This is a genomic window from Deltaproteobacteria bacterium (assembly GCA_017302835.1).
Taxonomy (GTDB): domain Bacteria; phylum Bdellovibrionota; class Bdellovibrionia; order Bdellovibrionales; family Bdellovibrionaceae; genus UBA2316.
Window position 1 is genome coordinate 1 of sequence record JAFLCC010000025.1, and the last position, 19,662, is coordinate 19,662.

At 34.2% G+C, this 19,662-nt stretch carries 19 protein-coding genes; 1 reads left to right on the forward strand and 18 read right to left on the reverse strand.

Going from position 1 to position 19,662, the window contains the following annotated elements; all coding sequences use genetic code 11:
- Positions 1-480 precede the first annotated feature (480 nt).
- The 5 genes from ccsA to J0M15_16190 are packed head-to-tail and all read right to left on the reverse strand — an operon-like array spanning position 481 to position 6,221.
- Positions 481-2,010 carry a cytochrome c biogenesis protein CcsA gene (gene ccsA / locus J0M15_16170; GenBank protein ID MBN8538585.1) on the reverse strand — a complete coding sequence of 510 codons (1,530 nt, stop codon included), beginning with the start codon at positions 2,008-2,010 and terminating at the stop codon, positions 481-483.
- 5 nt (positions 2,011-2,015) lie between these two features.
- Positions 2,016-3,644 (reverse strand): cytochrome c biogenesis protein ResB, encoded by a 1,629-nt coding sequence (locus J0M15_16175; protein MBN8538586.1) that lies wholly within the window; start codon positions 3,642-3,644, stop codon positions 2,016-2,018.
- On the reverse strand, positions 3,631-4,806 hold the full coding sequence (nrfD, locus tag J0M15_16180) for a polysulfide reductase NrfD (protein ID MBN8538587.1): 1,176 nt from the start codon (positions 4,804-4,806) through the stop codon (positions 3,631-3,633). Before nrfD ends, J0M15_16175 begins: the two co-directional genes overlap by 14 nt.
- Positions 4,807-4,843: 37 nt before the next feature.
- On the reverse strand, positions 4,844-5,785 hold the full coding sequence (locus J0M15_16185) for a 4Fe-4S dicluster domain-containing protein (GenBank protein ID MBN8538588.1): 942 nt from the start codon (positions 5,783-5,785) through the stop codon (positions 4,844-4,846).
- 34 nt (positions 5,786-5,819) lie between these two features.
- Positions 5,820-6,221 carry a cytochrome c3 family protein gene (locus J0M15_16190; GenBank protein ID MBN8538589.1) on the reverse strand — a complete coding sequence of 134 codons (402 nt, stop codon included), beginning with the start codon at positions 6,219-6,221 and terminating at the stop codon, positions 5,820-5,822.
- Positions 6,222-6,418: 197 nt separating this feature from the next.
- On the opposite strand from J0M15_16190, the gene J0M15_16195 reads away from it, so the two are divergent.
- A complete protein-coding gene (locus J0M15_16195) occupies positions 6,419-7,366 on the forward strand; it encodes a hypothetical protein (protein ID MBN8538590.1) in 948 nt (315 codons plus the stop codon).
- Between the two features lie 5 nt (positions 7,367-7,371).
- Here the strand turns inward: J0M15_16195 and J0M15_16200 are convergent, their stop codons facing one another.
- The 13 genes from J0M15_16200 to J0M15_16260 form a co-directional block, all read right to left on the reverse strand.
- On the reverse strand, positions 7,372-7,857 hold the full coding sequence (locus J0M15_16200; GenBank protein ID MBN8538591.1) for a cytochrome c3 family protein: 486 nt from the start codon (positions 7,855-7,857) through the stop codon (positions 7,372-7,374).
- Positions 7,854-8,153, reverse strand: coding sequence for a hypothetical protein (locus J0M15_16205; GenBank protein MBN8538592.1), 300 nt, complete (start codon positions 8,151-8,153; stop codon positions 7,854-7,856). Before J0M15_16205 ends, J0M15_16200 begins: the two co-directional genes overlap by 4 nt.
- Complete coding sequence (locus tag J0M15_16210) at positions 8,150-8,722, reverse strand: hypothetical protein (GenBank protein MBN8538593.1); 573 nt, start codon at positions 8,720-8,722, stop codon at positions 8,150-8,152. The genes J0M15_16205 and J0M15_16210 overlap by 4 nt, the downstream gene beginning before the upstream one ends.
- Positions 8,719-9,960, reverse strand: a complete 1,242-nt coding sequence (locus J0M15_16215) for a hypothetical protein (GenBank protein ID MBN8538594.1) — start codon at positions 9,958-9,960, stop codon at positions 8,719-8,721. Before J0M15_16215 ends, J0M15_16210 begins: the two co-directional genes overlap by 4 nt.
- Positions 9,944-10,990: a cytochrome c3 family protein gene (locus J0M15_16220; GenBank protein MBN8538595.1), complete on the reverse strand. Its 1,047-nt coding sequence runs from the start codon at positions 10,988-10,990 to the stop codon at positions 9,944-9,946. Before J0M15_16220 ends, J0M15_16215 begins: the two co-directional genes overlap by 17 nt.
- Before the next feature lie 78 nt (positions 10,991-11,068).
- Complete coding sequence (locus tag J0M15_16225) at positions 11,069-12,181, reverse strand: NnrS family protein (protein ID MBN8538596.1); 1,113 nt, start codon at positions 12,179-12,181, stop codon at positions 11,069-11,071.
- Entirely contained in the window at positions 12,171-12,737 is a 567-nt protein-coding gene (locus J0M15_16230) for an SCO family protein (protein MBN8538597.1), read from the reverse strand. The genes J0M15_16225 and J0M15_16230 overlap by 11 nt, the downstream gene beginning before the upstream one ends.
- An 11-nt stretch (positions 12,738-12,748) precedes the next feature.
- Positions 12,749-13,525 (reverse strand): formylglycine-generating enzyme family protein, encoded by a 777-nt coding sequence (locus J0M15_16235; protein MBN8538598.1) that lies wholly within the window; start codon positions 13,523-13,525, stop codon positions 12,749-12,751.
- Positions 13,526-13,529: 4 nt separating this feature from the next.
- Complete coding sequence (gene nirK, locus J0M15_16240) at positions 13,530-14,942, reverse strand: nitrite reductase, copper-containing (protein MBN8538599.1); 1,413 nt, start codon at positions 14,940-14,942, stop codon at positions 13,530-13,532.
- A gap of 74 nt (positions 14,943-15,016) precedes the next feature.
- A complete protein-coding gene (locus tag J0M15_16245) occupies positions 15,017-15,724 on the reverse strand; it encodes a Crp/Fnr family transcriptional regulator (protein MBN8538600.1) in 708 nt (235 codons plus the stop codon).
- The gene (locus J0M15_16250) at positions 15,721-17,559 is read right to left on the reverse strand and encodes a VWA domain-containing protein (GenBank protein MBN8538601.1); all 1,839 of its coding nucleotides are present in this window, start codon (positions 17,557-17,559) and stop codon (positions 15,721-15,723) included. The genes J0M15_16245 and J0M15_16250 overlap by 4 nt, the downstream gene beginning before the upstream one ends.
- Positions 17,559-18,329 carry a CbbQ/NirQ/NorQ/GpvN family protein gene (locus J0M15_16255; protein ID MBN8538602.1) on the reverse strand — a complete coding sequence of 257 codons (771 nt, stop codon included), beginning with the start codon at positions 18,327-18,329 and terminating at the stop codon, positions 17,559-17,561. Before J0M15_16255 ends, J0M15_16250 begins: the two co-directional genes overlap by 1 nt.
- Positions 18,329-19,660, reverse strand: a complete 1,332-nt coding sequence (locus tag J0M15_16260) for a cbb3-type cytochrome c oxidase subunit I (protein MBN8538603.1) — start codon at positions 19,658-19,660, stop codon at positions 18,329-18,331. The genes J0M15_16255 and J0M15_16260 overlap by 1 nt, the downstream gene beginning before the upstream one ends.
- Positions 19,661-19,662 lie beyond the last annotated feature (2 nt).

Here is a 19,662-nt window from a genome sequence, read left to right on the forward strand (position 1 = left end):
TTAAGAATAGCAAGAGAAAAAACCATCAATCAAAACTTGAACTGACAGTACAGATTTTTTTAAAAAAGTTAAAAATAAATTGATGAACAAAAGGGCAACTGTCAGATTAAATCCCAACTTCTACATGGCGCTATTGCTCTTGCTAAACAGACAAAAATCTTTAACACATTAAATTTATCCAACTGGACACATTATCTTTGGCTACTGCAAGTTATAGGTATGATTTTATATAATTTACCCGTACTAAAAGAATCGCACTTTGTTGGCATTGCCAGTCTTCACTTCTGGATTTTAGGTCCAATAATAACTAGCCTTATAGATTTTAGCAGTATCAAGATTAAAAATATTTATGTTATGACCTTTTTGTTTTTCATCTATATTCTGCTGACAATCGACCCTCTTTTTCACCAACTACTATTATGGAATCCTTATTTAAATCATATCATAGCAGCTACTCTGGGAATTATTCTAATTATTATTTTAATTACTGACTTTATTCTTAAACTCATTCGTAAATAATCCAACTTTAATCAGAACAATTAAAATAATTAATATTTGAGTTATAAAAATCGAAAAAAGAAATACAGCTCCACCTTGACTAAAACCATAACTATGAAGTCCCGAAGCAAGAATATAATTAACACCAAACCATGCCATTAAAATAAATAAAAAACCTACCGCATTGACAATTGTAAAATGAATCCCCTTGAACCAACCCGCATGTTTTCCATGAAGTATGGCCATGTAAATTAATAACGCAATTAAAGACCACGTTTCCTTTGGATCCCAACCCCAAAAACGCCCCCAAGAGTAATCCGCCCAAACGCCCCCAAGTATAATTCCAGCCGACAATAAAATGCTGCCAATTTGAATTATAACCCTGATAGAGTCATTAATTTCAACTAAGCGAGCAAGGGGAATTTCCATGAAAAACCTTTTAATAAGTAAAGCATTTGCAATAAACCATGACAAAGCAAAGCAAGCATAAGCTAAAGTAATTGTTGTAACATGCGTACTCAGCCAAAAATTATCTCTCAATACTGGAACCAAAGGCCTGATTGAACTATCCAACATACCTGTTGCAAACCTCATCATAAACAATAATACCAACGAAGAACCAAAAGTTATCATCAAATAGAATGATTCTTTTTTTTTCCAAGTTAACATGAGCCCTAAAAGCAAGATCCCAAGAGCTGACCATAAGACAGTCTCATACATATTTGTAACAGGGGCGCGATCAGAAATAAAAACTCTAAATCCAATGCCAATAACAAAAATAAAAACTAGTGAGATCCCAAAAGAAAATGCCACTTTAAATAAGAACTTGCTTTTATTTACTATTAGCGAGATTAAAAAACCAATTAAAGCTAACCATATAGCAATGTTAAATGGCTGTAATTGATGGTAAAAACTTTCTACTTTAAGTTTACGCAAAAAACTTGGCTCTAAGGCTGAATCTTGGTTTAAAACAACTTCATGAAAGTTCGCTGTTCCAGCTATATCAGCGACGCTAATCCACTCTCTTTTATCTGTAAATACTTTCCAATTTGTACCTTTTTCTATTTCCATTAATACTTGACGGCTTGTTAATAATCTTCCCAACGCTACAGCGTATCCTGATTCACTACGACCATTGGTTTCTTCATTGGCAAGTTCAGTTCTTAAATTAAAAATATTATTTTCAATGATAGCTGTATCAAGAACATTACTTTCAACACCTAGAATATTTTTAATTTTTTCATGTTCTACTTTAAAAGTTATTTTACACTGATTTAGTTCTTCTAATTGATTCCTTAAACCCAAAGAAAGAGCACAATATACTTGAGTTCCTGTTAATTTACAATCATGGGAAATAATTTTCTTTAAAATTTCGTCTGCATGAACAGCAAGAGGCTTCACACGGCCATCGGCAAGAATTGGCAAACTTGCAAGTTTACTATCTTGACAAAAAACAATATCTGCAAGGGAAGCATAACTTATTGAAAATATAATTAAAAATATTTTAAACAAAACTCTCATAAATTTACCTTTTTATAGACAATTAAATAATGTAATATTAAACCACATACTAGTAACAAAGAGCCTATATATTTGAAGGCCCTACCTGGGTCTTTATTCACAGACAAAATAGAATTATAATTACCTTCATCATCCTGAAAATAAGAAGATTGGTAAAGAGTGAAACCAGATTTTTTTAACGGATGATTCATATAGATATGATACTTTTCACCTTCTACATCCACAAATGACTCATAGCTTGCTGGATCCTGGGTTCCCGGAATCATATCCATTTTAAAATTTTCAAGACTTACCGAAAAAGGTAGTGAAATCATTTTCTTTGCAATAAATGACTCTAGGTTCACACTCCCAATTTTAATTTTTCCTTTTATTTGATCTGAAATCCAAAAGGGATAGGATTTATTATTACTCTTGTCATAGATAGTAATTTGAGCAGCCATAATATTTTTTTCATCTTCTTTTTGAACTTCACCATGAGAAAATACTAACTTAGGCTCGTAATCAATCCTTTGTTTTAAAACATCAATATGGAGTCCCATCCAAGGAAGCACTATAGGTGTATCTAAATACTCTTGAATTTTCCATTCCTCGTTTTTCTTGTAAGCAAAATAAATCTTATTATCTTTATCCTTGCTGACAAAAACTGTTGCCTTAGTATCAAAGTTTTCTTCTTCACTGCTTTTTAGCTGAAAAATGGATGTTCTATCCACTTCCAAGTGCTCTTTAATCGGAAAAGAGGAATACTTTGGAAAAAACTTATAGTTTTTTCCATTTACTGAAAGCTCATAAAATGTAACTCCAGATTTATTTATTATTGTCTTTGAAAGAATCGCATTTAGTCCGTCAGAAAAATGGATCTCTTGCGGAAACTTTTTTAAGAATATTTTTTTTTTATCATTTCCATTAACTAGAATTAAATATTTATTTTTATCTTTTATCGATTCAAACTGTGAATTGTTTAATAACTTTATTTTTAAAGGTCCCATTTCAATTTTACTATCATAAATAGAATTGGCTGGATATGACAGCAGTGTTTTTTCAGCAATTTGATTGTTTTTTACAATTAGCTCAAGGTTCCAATTTTCATTGCTTTTAACCCATGCTATTTCTGATTTAGCGTAGGGGATAAGTTCTTTTAGCTCTATTTTATATTGAAAATCTTCATATAAAGTATTTTTTATTTTCCAGAATGTGTTGTCAGGAATTTTTAATTCTAAAAGTTTCTCATTAAATGAAAAATAGAACAAATTTTCGTTTAATTTAATATAGTTTGAACTACTTTTTTGTCTTACAATTAGCTGACCATCAATACCATTTATCTTTGTAATAACAGTGCCAATAAGAATAGTCACAATAGCTGCATGTACAACATAAAAACCAAGCAATCTCGGTCTAAATGGCAATCTATCAATAACCGCGACGACAAGACTAGAAAAAATAAAAAACTGAAGAGTATAAAACCACCACGAAAAATATATAACCTTTACAGCATAGTGGGTCCCATACACGCTTTCTATAATAGTCCCTATGATCATCGCAAAAGTAAATAATAATAAGATAGTAATTGCAAATTTAGCACTACCAAATATTTTCCATACTACGAAAAGACTTTTAAGTTTTTTCACGTAATTCACCAATTTGTATAGCAATGGCTACTTTGGCCAATACTGTAAAAAGCAATGCACCAAAAGCCCAAATACCAAGACAGATAAAAAATTCAGTCACTGAAGGAATATACTCTACCATATCCCCCATTGGGGTTGGAATAAATCCTGGTATTATTAATCCCATTCCCTTTTCAATCCAAATTCCAAGAATCGCCATGATACATGCTAATATTAAAAACACTTTATTTTTCTTTAATGGCGAGAAAAAAATAATCATACTAAAGACACTCATAGCAATACTTGACCAAATATAAGGGGCTAACATTGCATGCCCATGTGAACCGAAAAACAAATATTTCATAGATTCAGTGTGTACACTATCAGTGTAGAACTCTTTATAAACTTCGGCACCCAGCAAAAACATATTTATTGGCAAAAAAACCATCGCGATTTTCTCTAGCATGCTCTGAACTGCAGAACTTACCTGTAATTTTGAAAATTTATTTATTAATAAAAAAACTAAAATTAATAAGGCAGGACCTCCAGCAAAGGCACTCACTAAAAACCTTGGTGCCAAGATAGCTGTATTCCAATAAGGCCTGCCACCCAAGCCCGAATACAAAAATGCCGTCACTGTATGAATACTAACGGCCCAAAAAATAGAAATAAAAACAAATGGTAAATAAAGCCATTTGTTTGGTTTTTCACCTTTGTATGTTTTATAAAGCAGGTAGCCAGGGACATGTAAATTCAATAATAAATAGCCGTTAAGAACAACCACATCCCATGCTAAAACAGATCTAGGAAAATTTAGTCTTCCTAAAAATGGCAATATATGAGTAAAACGATCTGGACGCCCAAGGTCTACGGTAATAAAAAGCAAACACATTGTAATAGCTGAAAAAGCCAAAAGTTCACCAAGCAAAACAACATCTTTAACTTCTTCTCTGTGTAAAACATAAGTTGGAAAAACTAATAAAACAGCGGCTGCTGCTACCCCCACTAAAAATGTGAAGTTAGCAATATATGCCCCCCAACTTACTTGATCTGATAAATTTGTAACTACCAACCCATGTTGAAATTGAAAAGAGTATGCATATAAACCCAATACAAATAAAAAAGTTAAGAAACCATTCCAAATATAAAATAGTGGAGGTCCCGTCAGTGCGCAGTTAAACATTCTTATCCAATATATCAAGTAGGACTTCATATTCACCTCAATCAAAATAATAAAAGAAACTTGGGACTGTATTTAATTCTTCTTTTAAAACGAAAACTCTTTTAGTTTTAAGAATCATAGAAACTTCACTGTTTGGATCAAGTAGATTTCCAAACTTTCTAGATCCAGTGGGACAGGCTTCTAAACACGCTGGGTTTTTACCTTCTCTGGTTCTATGTAAACAAAAATGGCATTTTTCAACTACACCCTTTGGACGAACTCTATTGCTTAAATAGCCTTGTATAGGGTTCATCTCTTCCGCTGGCAATGATGGCTCAGCAAAATTAAATCTTCTCGCCTCATAGGGACAGGCTGCCATACAATACCGACAGCCAATACACCAATCATAATCAATAACAACAATACCATCTTGTTCTTTCCAAGTAGCTTCCACAGGACATACCTTTGTACACGGAGGATTGTTGCATTGATGGCATTGCACTGGAAGATAAAACTTTCCTGGTTTAGGTACAGATTCACCTTCGTAATACATATCACCTTTTTCAGGATTCAATGTACCAATATCCATTTCAATCACTTTTATATATTGAATCTGAGGATCACGACTTTGATTATTTTCTTTCACACAGGCAGTAACGCACATTCGAGATCCATTACATTTTGACAAGTTCAAGGCGTAGCCAAATTTAACACCATCCATTGGTTGTGGATCTTTAATTTCAATATCACGAGCCGTTCTTGCCTTTGTTTCTTCTTTAATTCTTGCAAAGACTCTTTCTTTATCTTCACTATTCATTTGCTTGTAATGCTCTTGAAAAAACTTTTCCCATGAAAAATTTGATTCCGGCAATACTTCTTTAGCTACAGCACCTGCTGCTGTAGCCGCGCCGGCGGCTCCGCCAATAGTTGTCAATAACCCTTTTAAGAAACCTCTACGTTCAATCGGTTGCTTCATCGTTTCAGCAACTTTTTTTTCCATTCTTGAAGCCCACTTGTTTAGTTCTTTTTTGTCATTATTTTCCATGGGGTTCTCCTTTTTTAATTAAGTATTTTGGTTTTTGTGGTGCTGGATCAGCTTGCATAACTTTAAATTTTGGTTCATGAGGATCATGACACTTAAGACAAGACCATTTCTCTGACTTTCCATGCATCCAGGAATTTATCTTTTTGCCATGAATGTCTTGTTCCCAATCTTTTTTTACGATGCCATGACACTGTCCACAGAGCACAGGAATTTCAGAATTTGCTATGTTTTTCCCAGTTAGCAATTGAAACTGACCTAGATTTGTTTGGTGACAGCTTTGACATTTTTTTTGATGCGTAAAATGCTTATTCACAATCTTAGTTTCATCAGCCCTAGCCCCTACAAAAAAACCAATAAGATTAATAAATAAAATACGACTTATTTTCATCAATTTAGAACTACATGAATTGTAAGATAAAAGCAAATTTTTCAAAGACAGTTAACAGGTAAATAGAGCTAATTCATGATCCATATCATACTGAAAAAAATAGCCTGTCACTATTATCGACAGCTAATTGTTCTCGCTTTTTCTAATCAAAATTGATACAATCCAGCGATCAATTTTTTGCCTCTAAAGGACCATAAGCAATGAATACTATAAAGCCAATAGGAAATTTAAGCTTACAACTACGATTAATTATCGTTGTATTAATTCTACTTCTTGAAAGTTCTTGTCGCAAAGAAGAAAAGAGCCTTCCTCAGAATAAAAGCCCTGAAGTTTTAAAGATTAATTCCACGAGTCTTTACCCACATAATGTAGAATTTTCAACAACAAGCCTTCATGGCAAAGTCTATCAAGACAATGTGAAGTCCTGTCAGAACTGCCATGGTTCCGATTTAAAGGGCGGCAGTTCTAAAATTTCTTGTACATCCTGTCACAACTCATTTCCACATTCTCAAGATTTCAAAACTACCCAACTTCACGGTTCGGCTTACTTAAAAGATAAATCCAGCTGTACTCAATGTCATGGCAGTGACCACAAAGGCGGCAGCGTTCAAATCTCTTGTCAAAATTGTCATAGCTATCCTCATGACAATAAATGGGCGCTTCCACAAAATCACGGAGTTAAATTCGCAGAGATTAATGGAACTTTATTAACAAATACCAACCCTCTAGAACGTGAAAATAAAGCTTGTATGAAATGTCATGAAAACAAACCAATGGAAGAAAGCTCTTTTAAGAATCGTCATCCAGAACATTTTGTTTCATGCTCTTCTTGTCATGCAGACATGCCTCATGGAAGGTCTTTTCTTTCTGATGATGGTACCGAGACTATACGTCATGCTAAATACTTAAAAGAACATCCAGAAAAAAAAGGCTCATGCTATTCTTGCCATTTAAATCCGGAACGCAAAGTTCCAGAGCTTAAAACCTGCCTTAAATGTCATGATGAAGAACCCGAATCTTCTTATCCTAAAATACAGTTTAAAAAAGAGGAAGAACCGCCACCGCCGGCTGCCCCAGAGATACAAGCTCCCAATGCTCCTGAAGAATCAAAACCGGAAACAGTCCCTCCTCCTCAGATACCGGAATAACTACTTTAGTGTGTTTCTTTTTTTATTTTATATTTGGGCTTTTGAGGAGCTGGATCGGCCTTCATTTCTGTGAATTTAACCTCGTGGGGATTATGGCACTCTGTGCAATGCAACTGTACTTTTTTACCGTTCCAAGTACCCATTCTTTTTCCATGTAGATTCTGTTTCCAACTTTTAAATACATCAGAATGACACTGATAGCATACTGGAGAAGGCTCTCTGAATAATACAATTTTTTTGTCCATATCTGACAGTAAATTATTTTGATTTTTGTCATGACAGTGATTACATGACATCTCTTTATTTCCATGAGCAAGTTTAATCTTCTGATGAGCTCTTTCAAGTTTATGTTTGTCTGGAACATATTGATATTTTTTTTGCCCATGACAATTGGCACATTGAGAATATATTTCCTTCTCAGGTCTTGCCTTAAACTGAATGTTATCTTCAGCATTAGCCATAAGGATAATACCTATTAAAATGGCGATCATTGAGCAACTCCATTATCACCATGGCAAGTAAGACAATATTTTGCCCCACCATTTTCTATCACTCTCAAATTAATAGCTTCAGCATCCAGAGAGGAATTATAGTTCCTATGAATATTCAAAGAAGAATTATGACAAAGTAAACACTCGGAACGCCCCCATCCACCTTGATGTTCTTCAGGTATAACAAGATTTTTACCCCCTGGACCTGCGTGAATATCACCATAATTTTCAGTTTGTCGATCATTACCCTGACAGCCAAAGCAAAAAATAAGCATTAAAAGCCAAATGGTCTTCACTTGATGCCTCCAACATGACAACGAATACAATAACTTGTACCATGGCAAGTATCACACTTTTGTGGATTAGATCTTGCTTCAATACTATGAAAATATTTATAGTTTCTAGAGTGGTTATTATTTATCACTGGATTTTTAGAACTATGGCACTTTACACACTGATTCTGGCTATGACACTTCTGGCATTCATTGCCCTCTACTTTTGCTTGATTAGCATGTTGATTTTTCCAGAATCCACCTTCATGACTTTGAGGTTTAATTTTTCCAAGCTTATCAGGAGTATTGTGACAAGTGTAACAAGTCTTTGGTGCTTCTTTATCTTTATCACCTTGATGACAATCGTGACATATTTGTTTAAATGTTTTTTTAAAAGTGAATTTTTCTAACTCACTAAGCATAAGTAAATTATTATCTTTACCATTTTCCAGATTATGACAATGGGTACAACTAATTTTGTTTTTTTGAAAAACTTTTTTTTCATGCATTTGATGATCAAATTTACTTATCAATTCAGTTCGAGACATCCCCACCAATGGGATCAAACTTATGATTAATAACCAATACTTCATAGGTCCCTCCAATCATAAATACTTAACTGAGTTAAAAATCTAATATCCTGCGAATAAAAATTATTAGAGACTATCTCTCCAGCTAGCCAAAAACGACTATAATTGCCAAACCACGTAGCTAATCCAAGCTGCACTTGCGAAGCTGAGTTTTTAGCATTGGTGATTTTATCGTATTGCACATATTCCTGAGATATTTCTAATTCTTTTCTTTTCGAAAAAGGTATGATCAACTTACTTTTTTCGCCATGTACCCAACCACCATAGCTTGATATTTTAAACAGATTGAAATCAACCAAAAAAATGCCTCCACTCCATTTCAAAGTGGAATCAATCTTAGATCCTATTTTTTTGATATTTTCTTGTAACTCATATTCACTCAGTGAAGCATCAAATCCCAAATACCAATTTGGATTCAAGCTGTTTCCAGAACTGAGTCCTAACTCTTTTATTTCACCTTTAGTGATAATACTTGAAATAGACTCTTCCCAAAATTCTTTTTGATCCCTGCGATATAGTAATCCTCTAATCCCTAATGAACTATCAGAATTTGGATATATTGTTACCGCCATGGCCTTACGGTAACTTAAAGTATCTTTAAGATTATTTTGATGACTTATCAATATTTCAGGATTTAAAAAAAATGGAAATTCTTTCTTTAAATTAATTTCTGCCCAATCAGACTTTTCACGATTAACAAAACCATAATCCGTCTGTTCCCACTTTATACCTAGTCGCCAAGGGAAAACTTGTTCTTGTGTTAAATACAAAAAACTACCAAGCACATTAGCTTCAGCTTGATTATTATTTAACTCAAAGTTTCTAGATTTTCCAATATAAAATCCCAATTCAATCTGATCATTATACAATTTGTAGCTAGAACTTACATGATCAACAAGGCTAGAAAATATTAAGTATTTTGTATTATATATTCTGCCTACGGAAAAAGAAGTTTTACCATCCTTGCTTTTCTTAGAATAATTTAAATGGTTTAATTGAAAATCATAAACCTTTCTCTCGAAGTCATAAAAATAAACAAAATTAAAGTTATATTCACTGTAATTTTCCTCATCATTATAAGCTACTGAAAGTTGTTCAAATAACGGAAGTCGAGTTTGTTTTGTATCATCAATATACTTAGAGAAGTAACTATCAGACTCTATTTTAAGAATAGCTCCGCTTGCCTGATAAATTAGAAAAAAAATAAAATAAAAAAAGAAGTTATTATTTATCTTTTTCATTTACAATTTCCTTTTCTCTATCATAACTCATTTTTTTATGACAAGCTGTCGTGCAATTTCCCCCCACAGCCGTCTTTTGGTACTTCAAAGGTAATATCTTAGATAAATATTCAAATTCAGTTCGAATTAATGCCCCCTGATGACTGCCATGAACATCATGACAAGCAAAACATGTTTTCTTATTCTTTAGATCTACGGAATGAAGCGTGTGAAGATTTTTATTGCCATTCCTAAACTTAGTCTCTGTAAACTTGTCATTCTGATGACATTTCAAACATAATTGTTCAGCTGGAAATAGTTCTTTTGAATAACTTGCAGTTAAATTAATATCTTTTTCTAACAAAAATCGATTATGTCCACCATGAACATTGTGACATTTAGTACACTCTCCTTTAGCCACTGGCTCATGTTGCTGTGCTAATTCAAGCCCTGACCACGCCATTACCTTTTTATCTTTGCTATGACAATCAAGACACAGTTCTTTTGTCGTTGATTTTAGTAACAGATTTTTATTTTGAGAAAAGTGGGCAGTGTGACAGCTTAAACAAGCATTCTTCATTTCATTTAATCGGTGAAAAAGGAAATTATTTTTTTCAGATTTACTTTCATGACATTTCACACATAGTTGAGGATTGTCTTCATTTTTTAAAAGATTCTTATGATCACTTTGGTGTGGATCGTGACAGCTAATACACGATTTTTCATTGATAGGTTTATGGACTGTCTTATTGTGCTTAATTTGCACTTTAAACTCTTCATGACATAAAAAACAGGTGTTATTAATTTCTTTAAATCGGTTTTTTTCAAGGCTCTTAAGTAGCAATGGATGCCTAACCTTGTTATTACCGACAAGCTCTTCTTTTTCAGATTTATCTTTAGGATGGCAGATCACACAACCATTTGATTTCATTGGCCCATGAAGATGTTTTTTTGCCTTTAAATCTTGATGACAACTAGAATTTTGACAGCTAGATGCCCCCGAAAGACGAATAAATATTAGAATACTAAGTATCAATAGCTTATAAATCATGGATTATTCTTAAGTAATTCTAATATCTTATTGTGTCAAGCGAGGCTATTTCTTATATTATTGAAGTTATGATTTAGATCATAACTTCAATAAATCTTTTACAAAACGTACAGACCAAGCTGCAATAGCTAGGATAAAAAATAATATTGAAAAACTTAAAATAGCTGCATCTAATGATTGCCCAGCAAAGACTCTAGAAAAACCGGCTAATGCAAAAAATACAACAGTTACTAATATTGCATTAGAATTTAGCTCTGGAGTCATATCTTGTGGACCGTGAGCCAAAGTCACACGGGTCGAAATCATCAAAGTTATCAACGTAAATCCACCAATATATACCAAGTGCAACATCGGTAATGAAAAGTCTGAATTTACTCCAAGTCCTATAAATCCTGTGGTCATTAAAACCACAGCTAGTCTTATACCCCACCCCACAAAGGACCTTGTTGTTGGGACTTTAAATAACTTAAAATATTTAATAGCTATAAAGCCAATTACCAATGCTTTGATAGCATTACCAAAGCTTGCATCAACAAGCACTTCTATCCAGAAACCTGCATTTAAAGACACTGCTAAAATAAAGTATTCCAGATATTTAGATTTTTGCCCTTCAATGTCTGGATTAATAGCGGCTGGAACTCTTGTAATTACAGGAATTAATCTTGTACCCAATCCACAAACCAAATTTAAAACGAAGGCTTGGCCAGAAAAAAGATAAAATAATTGAAAATCTTGATTTTGACTGCGAATAAAAATCCAAACGCCAATGAAAGTAGAAATAAAGGCAAACGGCATAAACACAAAACCTTCAAATGGAATTTGTTTTTTATCTAAAAATCTTCTACCTATAAAAACTATTAAAAATAAAATCTGCAATATATATCCATAAACAGAAAAAACTAACTCATTTCTTACATTTAAAACCCATTGCAAAACAACTAATAATAAGCCAATAAAAATTTCCACATAGTTAGTTGCCGCGGTTCTTGTCATTTTTGGAATGGCTGTCATCAAAAACCCAGCAATATAAGACCATAAAAAACCAAAAAACATTATATTTCCATGAGCTTGTCTTGGAAAAAAAGAAATAAATCTTGTCTGAAAAGCAAACCAAAGCAAAGACCCAAATAACGCAGACAGCAGTCCCATACTAAAAAACAATGAATAAGGTTCAATTTTTTTATCTTCCATTTTGTTCTTCTATTCTTTCTATTAGTTTATTTATTTCGTCATTAAGTGTTTCTACTTTTGCGATAATATTACCCTTTATGTCTAAGGCTGTAATAACGTTAGAATGAACAAAATCACCATCGCCTACATCTTTATAGTTTATCCCTAAAACATTAGCTAATTCTCTGATGTCAGCTTCTTTATTACTAGACAACATTGTCCAAACATTTGCATCTAATTCTTTTTTAACTATATATTTCTTTAAATCCTTTGGCCGATCTTTCACAGTATCAAAGGAAACAAAAATCACATGATAATTAGTAATTTTTTTTGATTTAAGTTCTGTTTCGATAGCTTTGATCTTTGAAATAATTAAGGGACAAGCATGGGCACAGCCGGTGTACCCCATTGTTATCAGAACTATCTTACCAGCAAAGTTTTTAAGAAGAACGTCCTTAGCTGTTTGATCTTGCCAACTACTTTTTAATTGATAAATAGACTCATCACTTTTTTTTTCTTCAGAAAGACTTTGCAAAGAAAAAAACAAGAAAACCATTGTCACTATAGATTTAATCATAATTATTCCTCTTACCTTACACATCTAAAACCTAAATTCCATATAGAAGATTTAGCTTTTAAGCTTGAACGGAAGGCAAATCTCATAAAGGCTGCATAATTTTCCTGGTCAGCACTGTTCATGCCACCAGCACCACAAAACATATCCTTATTAAAGGAGGTATCTTCACGACTTTCCCCAGTCACAAAACTGGAATTAAAATCTTCTACCCATTCCCAAACAAGACCATGCATATCCCAAACACCGTAAATGTTTTTATATATACTTTTGGTGTTCTTTAGATTTCCACCTTGCGGTTCACCATACCAATCTAGAATTCTCTTTAAAAAAAGCTCATCTTTAACAGCTGATTTTTTATTTTCTGAAGATTGTCCAATATATTCCCACTCGTTTATAGTCGGTAAACGCATATTAACTGATTCACAAAAAGCCTTTGCCGCAAACCATGACACCCAAGTTATTGGAGCCGTTTTATTTTCTATGCCTAAAGATTTTAAATAACTAGCATCAGAAAACAAGCTAGAGACATTTTGTTTTTTCCACTGAGGCTGTTTATTTAAAAACTCTTCATATTGCAACACCGTAACCTGGCTAACCATAACTTCAAAGCTTGCAATATTTATTGCTTTATTTATTTTTTTATTTGCTTTTTTGTTCGATGAAGCACCTAACCAAAAGGGCTCAAGTTTTCCTGCAGGAATTTGAATTGTTTCCAGGTTTGCAAGAGCCAAATTAGAAAAAACCATCTGAAAAATTAATATTGCTAAAAGTTTAACAGATGGTTTCATTTTTTTATTCGCCTTTTTGTTCTGTTTTTTCAGTTTTTACTGAACTTACTTGTTTAGGTGTGACTGCTTTTTTTGAGTTACCCCATGAATTGTATACATATGTTAATACGTTTGCTACGTCTTCATCACTTAAACCAAGCGATGGCATAACGCCGTCATACTTTTCACCATTCACTTTGATAGGTCCAGACAAACCATTCTTTACGGCACTAATAATTTTTTTAACATCGTTCTTTAAATAATCCGAACCTGCTAACGGAGGGAAAGCTCCTGGAACACCCTTACCGTCAGGCTGATGGCAAGCCGCACAGTTTTGCGTATAAACATTTTTTCCCATTTTAATTCTATCTTCAATCGTCTTTGCCGTAGTAACATGTTCTTTTTCTGTTACTTGTTGGATAGCTCCACCTTCAGGCAAATAAACATTGTCTGCAATTTTTCCAGAGAAAATAGCTTTATCTTCTGCTCCATCGGCTTTCATAATTCCTAAAGAACCTTTATTGAAAGTTCTAAAGATAGAGTGATCCACTAGAATGTAATTTCCTGGAACATCAATTTTGTACTCAACAATCGCAGACCCACCGGCAGGAACTAAAGTTGTTTGGACGTTAGTTTGAAATTTATCACCACCTTCAGTGTAAACCTTATCAAAAATTTCACCAATCACGTGGAACGAAGAAACTAAATTGGGCCCACCGTTACCAACAAATAAACGAACTGTTTCACCTACTTTGGCTTTCAAAGCTTTTTCACCTGTCATTGATCCAACAGATCCGTTAAACACAACATATGTTGGCCTTTCATCAATAGCCTTTTCCATATCAAATGGTTGGTAACCTTGTTTACCATATTTACCTTTCGTATAAAAATCACCCTGCATTACATAGAACTCACGATCAACTTTTGGTAGACCCTCTTTTGGTTCAACCAAAATCAAACCATACATACCATTTGCGATATGCATTCCCACTGGAGCTGTAGCACAATGATATACATATAAACCTTTATTCAATGCTTTGAATGAAAACACGCTCTCATGCCCTGGTGAAGTGAATGAAGCCGCAGCTCCGCCCCCTTGGCCAGTGACCGCGTGCAAATCGATATTATGAGGCATTTTACTTGTTGGATGATTCATTAAATGAAACTCAACCATATCGCCTTCTTTGACTCTGATAAAACTTCCAGGAACAGTTCCACCAAAAGTCCAAAAAGTATAATCAACGCCATCGGCGATTTTCATTTTCTTTTCGACAACTTCCAATTTTACAATCATTTTTGTGTTATGACTTCGTGATATCGGCGGTGGCACCTCTGGAGGAGATGTCAGAACAGCATTCTCTTCCCCTTTAATTTCATCTTTTGCAAAAGCTGAAAAACTCATTGCAAACATCATTATTGCTAGCACTAAACGCTTCATAATAGTCTCCTTGTTATATATTTACTTTACGGTTTTTTTATTGTTTGTGCCTATGACTTAAATCACAAGTTAAATTATAAGTAAATATAATTTACATCATGTGGATGCTCGATAATTTTATCAACTTTTAGAACATGAATTTGCTGATCAGCAGTTTGAATTATTCCTTGCTTGGACCAATCACTCATGATGCGGATAACAGACTCTACAGAAGCGCCAAGATTATCAGCAATCTCTTTCCTGGTCATAGGTAGTCTCACTGAAGCATTGCCATTCTCTGATTGCTTATCTAACAGATTAATTAATAACATTGCTACTTTTTGAGACAATGGGGATTTCGACATTACTTTTTGTTCTTGAAGCATATTCATCCGACTTGAAAGCATATTCTGCACACGCAATATCAAATCAGGGTTTTGCTTCCAATGAGTAATATAATTTTCTTTGGGAATTTTTAAAAATCGAGAAGGTCCCATCGCGATAGCTGACACTGGATAAATAGGTCTTGGTTGAGCCATAATAAATGCCGCCAAAGCCTCACCTGGTGTAGAAAAGTGAACAATCACATCTTCGCCCAATGGCGACGGTTTAGTTAATTTATAAGCACCACTTAAAACAATTCCAAAACAATGAGCCTCTTTCCCGCAATGAAATAAAATATCTCTGTGATTAGAAGTTACAATTTGACCGTCATGACATAACTCTAAGATTCGTTTTTTTTCGTACCCAATAAAAATTGGAAAACCAGAAAGTTCATTCATTGAGGCTTCAAGGGCATTCACGATTTTAGGCTCCTTAATAGTTTAAAAACAATTCCATATAGTTCTTGTGGTAATTGATCTGGATTATTTAAAACTCTATAGTGATTAAACATTTTTGGGAAGAACTGTTTAGCTTCTTTGTCCACAGTTAGCGCAAATGGTAAGATACCAGAGCCTTCTGCCTCTGAGCAGGATTTTTTAACATCAGAAATTCCGTACCTTCCTTCATACCCATCTAAGTCAGTTGGCTTACCATCAGTAATTAAAATTAAAAGTTTTTTCTCTGCCTTGGATTCCTTTAATTTTAACGTTGCATGTCGAATGGCTGGTCCAAGTCTAGTATATCCCTGCGCCTGTATTTGCGAGACCGAATTAAAAAAATTTGACCAGGGACTTTGTTCCTTTTTATAAATTTGATAATAGCAATGGTGTCTGGTTTCACTGAAAGTTCCTGCAACCTGAATATTTGTTATCAAATCTTCAAATATCAATCCCATTAAACCTACAGAATCAGTGATAACATCTAGGACTCGTCTATTCTGAACCCAAGAATCAGCCGACATGGACTGATCAAAAAGAATCAATACTGCCATTTCTTGTTGTGCCTTTTTTTTTGATGAATACCATCTTTGGTCAACAGAAGTTTTAGCTTTAAGACAAGCGTAATCATGTAAAAAATTATCAAAATCAACTTCTTCACCATCGAATAATCTGTTTTTCCACAAGGGATAATTGATAAGACTAGACAATCTTTTTTTCCAATGATCAATTTCTTTACGATATTTTTTGCTCAACTCTTGAGCATGATTTTCCGTGCCTGATACATTCACAACTTTTTCAACTAACAAACAATGATTTATTAAATAATTAGCCGACTTCACATTCCATTCAGGATATGAAAAATTTTTATCAGGCTCAAATATCACCGCTTCTGAATCATTGTGAAAATTCAGTACCCCATCTGCAGAATACACAGATTTAGCAGCTTCTCCCCCGCGAGTCACTTTAGACAAAGATAGTTCCTCTAAAGCCTTACTATGATCATTTAACTGATCATCTCCTGAATCAAATCGATAGCCCCCCTGATATTCATCAGCTGTTTCCAGTTTTTCAAATGAATGTGTTACTGGATTTGCTTTTTCTTGCTCTAAATCAACATATTCCGTGATTCCGTTATTTTTTTTCTTTAATTCCGTAGTGATTTCATCCTGTTGATTTTTTTTCCCAGACTGCGAGTTAAATTTTAAATCATTTCTAGCAAAAGATCCCTCAGATGCGCTTAGACACGGCAAGGTTAAAAAGATAAAATCGGGAATGACTTCGTTGATCTTTGTTACAGGCATATCAAAGACAAAGGCTTCTGTCGCCATCCGCACAGCGTAATTTTTTTCCCAAAGTTCTAAATATTTATGTTTTTTTAATTCTTTTATCTTAGATATAATTTCATTTTGAAAATTTTTATAGCTAGCAAACTCTTGATCCAAATATGAGTTAATAAGCGGCATCTGTTTTAAAAACTCAAATCGTGATACCAATGGATTCTGCGGCTTTTGTTGTCTTATATTTAATTTATAGGCTGCCGCTGTTATTAAGATCAAATTGATATAAATTTTTTTATTTAGTTCAAAATCACGAAATAAATCAATTTTATCTGGTAAAAACAAAACCCCATTATTTAATCCTATGAAGCAAAGAGAAGCTGACACTAATGGCGCTTGCTCTTTGCGAAAAAGAGCGCTGGCAAAGGCATTTAGATATTTTTCTTGTTTACTAAATTCGACAAGAGAATTGCTTTTTTTATTTTTCTGCACATACCTATTAACTACTTTTTCAAAAAGCTTCTCAAGGATATCCATTAAAGACTCAAATCAATCAGATCCTTAAGCGTCTGAATAATCTCTGGATCATCACTTAACACTTCAGCTATACTTGAATAACAAGCTCTTCTTGGATTCATGCCGTCTTTTATTAAAAGAGCAGCGTAAACTAATAACCGAGTTGACACTGTTTCTCTTAAGTTAAGCTCTCCCATGGTTCTGATTTTTTCAGCTAACTTTACTATCTGCAAGGAAAGACCAGATGACAACGCTGTTTTTTCACATAATAACTTTACTTCCGTATCCCGATCTAAATAATTCATAACAAGGTTAATGAATCTTTGTCTGGTCGATGGCTTTAATTCTTTAAACCCTTTTTGATAACCAGGATTAAAACTTGCCACACACATAAATGTTTTGGGTGCCGAGACAACTTCGTTGACTCGGTCTAGGTATATTTCTCTGCGATGATCAGTAAGTGGATGCAAGGCTACAATAACGTCTTCACGAGCTTCCGCTAATTCATCAAGATATAAAATGGCCCCTTGGCGAACAGCTCGAGTTACTGGACCATCTTGCCAAATCATTTCAGAGCCTTTTAATAAAAAGCGTCCCAAAAGATCAGCACTACTTGTGTCTTCATTACAAGCGACTTTCACTAAGGGGACATTTAATTTTTCTGACATAAAGCCAACCAATTGTGATTTCCCACAACCAGTTGGTCCCTTTAAAAGCAAAGGCAATTGGGAACGATAACATCTTTCAAAAATCTCAACTTCATGATTAAGAGAATAAAAGATGTTATCCATTATTTACCACCAATTTCGCCTACAGGTTTTCCGAATCTAATAAAATTCCAGATATACGCGATGATTCCAATTGTAAATAATGTTGCAGCCAGAATTAAACCTAAAAAGTGAACTTCGATTTCTTTCTGAACTGTCATAAAATCCATTCCCATTCTTCTTTCAAGGTAAACTTGAGCAATTCCAGCAATACCAAAAGCCACTGTCATCGCAGTCATTCCTATATTTGAAGTCCAAAAAGCAAAGGTATTCATCCCTGTGTCTTGCAGTTTTCTACCTGTCAAATGCGGCATCGTATAAGTAATGATAGCTAAAATCAGACAAGCATATGCCCCCCAAAAGGCCATATGTCCATGCATGGCAGTCACTAAAGTTCCATGGGTGTACATATTTACTTGAGGAAGCGTATGTGCAAAACCTAAAAATCCAGCTCCCACAAAAGACATGACCGCACAACCAAGAGTCCACAGCAAGGCTGTTTTATTATCAGGCATCCTGCCACCTTTTTTAGCCATGGCTAAGGCATAAATCGCCATACCTAAAAAAGCTACGGGCTCAAGCGCACTAAACACACCGCCAATCATTAACCAATATCTTGGAGTTCCAATATAATAATAGTGATGTCCTGTTCCTAAAATTCCAGAAAGAAAAGTAAAGCCAACAATAATGTATAGCCATTTTTCAATAATTTCTCTATCAACGCCAGTCAGCTTAATTAACAAGTATGACAAGATGGCACCCATAATTAATTCCCATACACCCTCAACCCAAAGATGCACCACCCACCAACGCCAGTAGGAATCCATCGTTTGATGATCGGTATTAATCATTCCCGGTAGATACAAAAGGGCTGTCATCAACAAGCCAAAGAATAAAACTAAACTTGTAGTTGTATATCTTTTGCCATTCCAAATTGTTCCACCAATTAAACCAATAAACAGCAACACATCCACAACTACTAGATAATCTAAAGGCCTTGGTATTTCTAAAAACTTTCGACCTTCCCACCAATTAAAGTGAAAACCGATAATAGAAGTGACACCAACAACAACAAGAGCTACCAGCTGCACATAGGCCCACTTAACTGATATTAATTCACGATCAGCTTCTTCTGGGATAATGTAATAAGCAGCTCCCATGAAACCTGCTAATAGCCACATAACTAATAAATTTGTATGTGTTGCACGAGCCGCATTAAAAGGAATAACAGAATGTAATCCGTCAAACCCCATATGAGCAAAGCCCATGAAAAAACCATAAACTAATTGTAAACTAAATAGCAGCATGCAAACAGCAAAAAACCAATAGGCGACTTTTTGGGATTTGAATTTCATAA

Coding starts and splice junctions, on each gene's coding strand:
- nrfD (MBN8538587.1), bottom strand. CDS start 4,806: ATGTTTAACTGCGCACTGACGGGACCTCCACTATTTTATATTTGGAAT.
- J0M15_16185 (MBN8538588.1), bottom strand. CDS start 5,785: ATGGAAAAAAAAGTTGCTGAAACGATGAAGCAACCGATTGAACGTAGA.
- J0M15_16195 (MBN8538590.1), top strand. CDS start 6,419: ATGAATACTATAAAGCCAATAGGAAATTTAAGCTTACAACTACGATTA.
- J0M15_16200 (MBN8538591.1), bottom strand. CDS start 7,857: ATGATCGCCATTTTAATAGGTATTATCCTTATGGCTAATGCTGAAGAT.
- J0M15_16210 (MBN8538593.1), bottom strand. CDS start 8,722: ATGAAGTATTGGTTATTAATCATAAGTTTGATCCCATTGGTGGGGATG.
- J0M15_16215 (MBN8538594.1), bottom strand. CDS start 9,960: ATGAAAAAGATAAATAATAACTTCTTTTTTTATTTTATTTTTTTTCTA.
- J0M15_16220 (MBN8538595.1), bottom strand. CDS start 10,990: ATGATTTATAAGCTATTGATACTTAGTATTCTAATATTTATTCGTCTT.
- J0M15_16225 (MBN8538596.1), bottom strand. CDS start 12,181: ATGGAAGATAAAAAAATTGAACCTTATTCATTGTTTTTTAGTATGGGA.
- J0M15_16230 (MBN8538597.1), bottom strand. CDS start 12,737: ATGATTAAATCTATAGTGACAATGGTTTTCTTGTTTTTTTCTTTGCAA.
- J0M15_16235 (MBN8538598.1), bottom strand. CDS start 13,525: ATGAAACCATCTGTTAAACTTTTAGCAATATTAATTTTTCAGATGGTT.
- nirK (MBN8538599.1), bottom strand. CDS start 14,942: ATGAAGCGTTTAGTGCTAGCAATAATGATGTTTGCAATGAGTTTTTCA.
- J0M15_16250 (MBN8538601.1), bottom strand. CDS start 17,559: ATGGATATCCTTGAGAAGCTTTTTGAAAAAGTAGTTAATAGGTATGTG.
- J0M15_16255 (MBN8538602.1), bottom strand. CDS start 18,329: ATGGATAACATCTTTTATTCTCTTAATCATGAAGTTGAGATTTTTGAA.
- J0M15_16260 (MBN8538603.1), bottom strand. CDS start 19,660: ATGAAATTCAAATCCCAAAAAGTCGCCTATTGGTTTTTTGCTGTTTGC.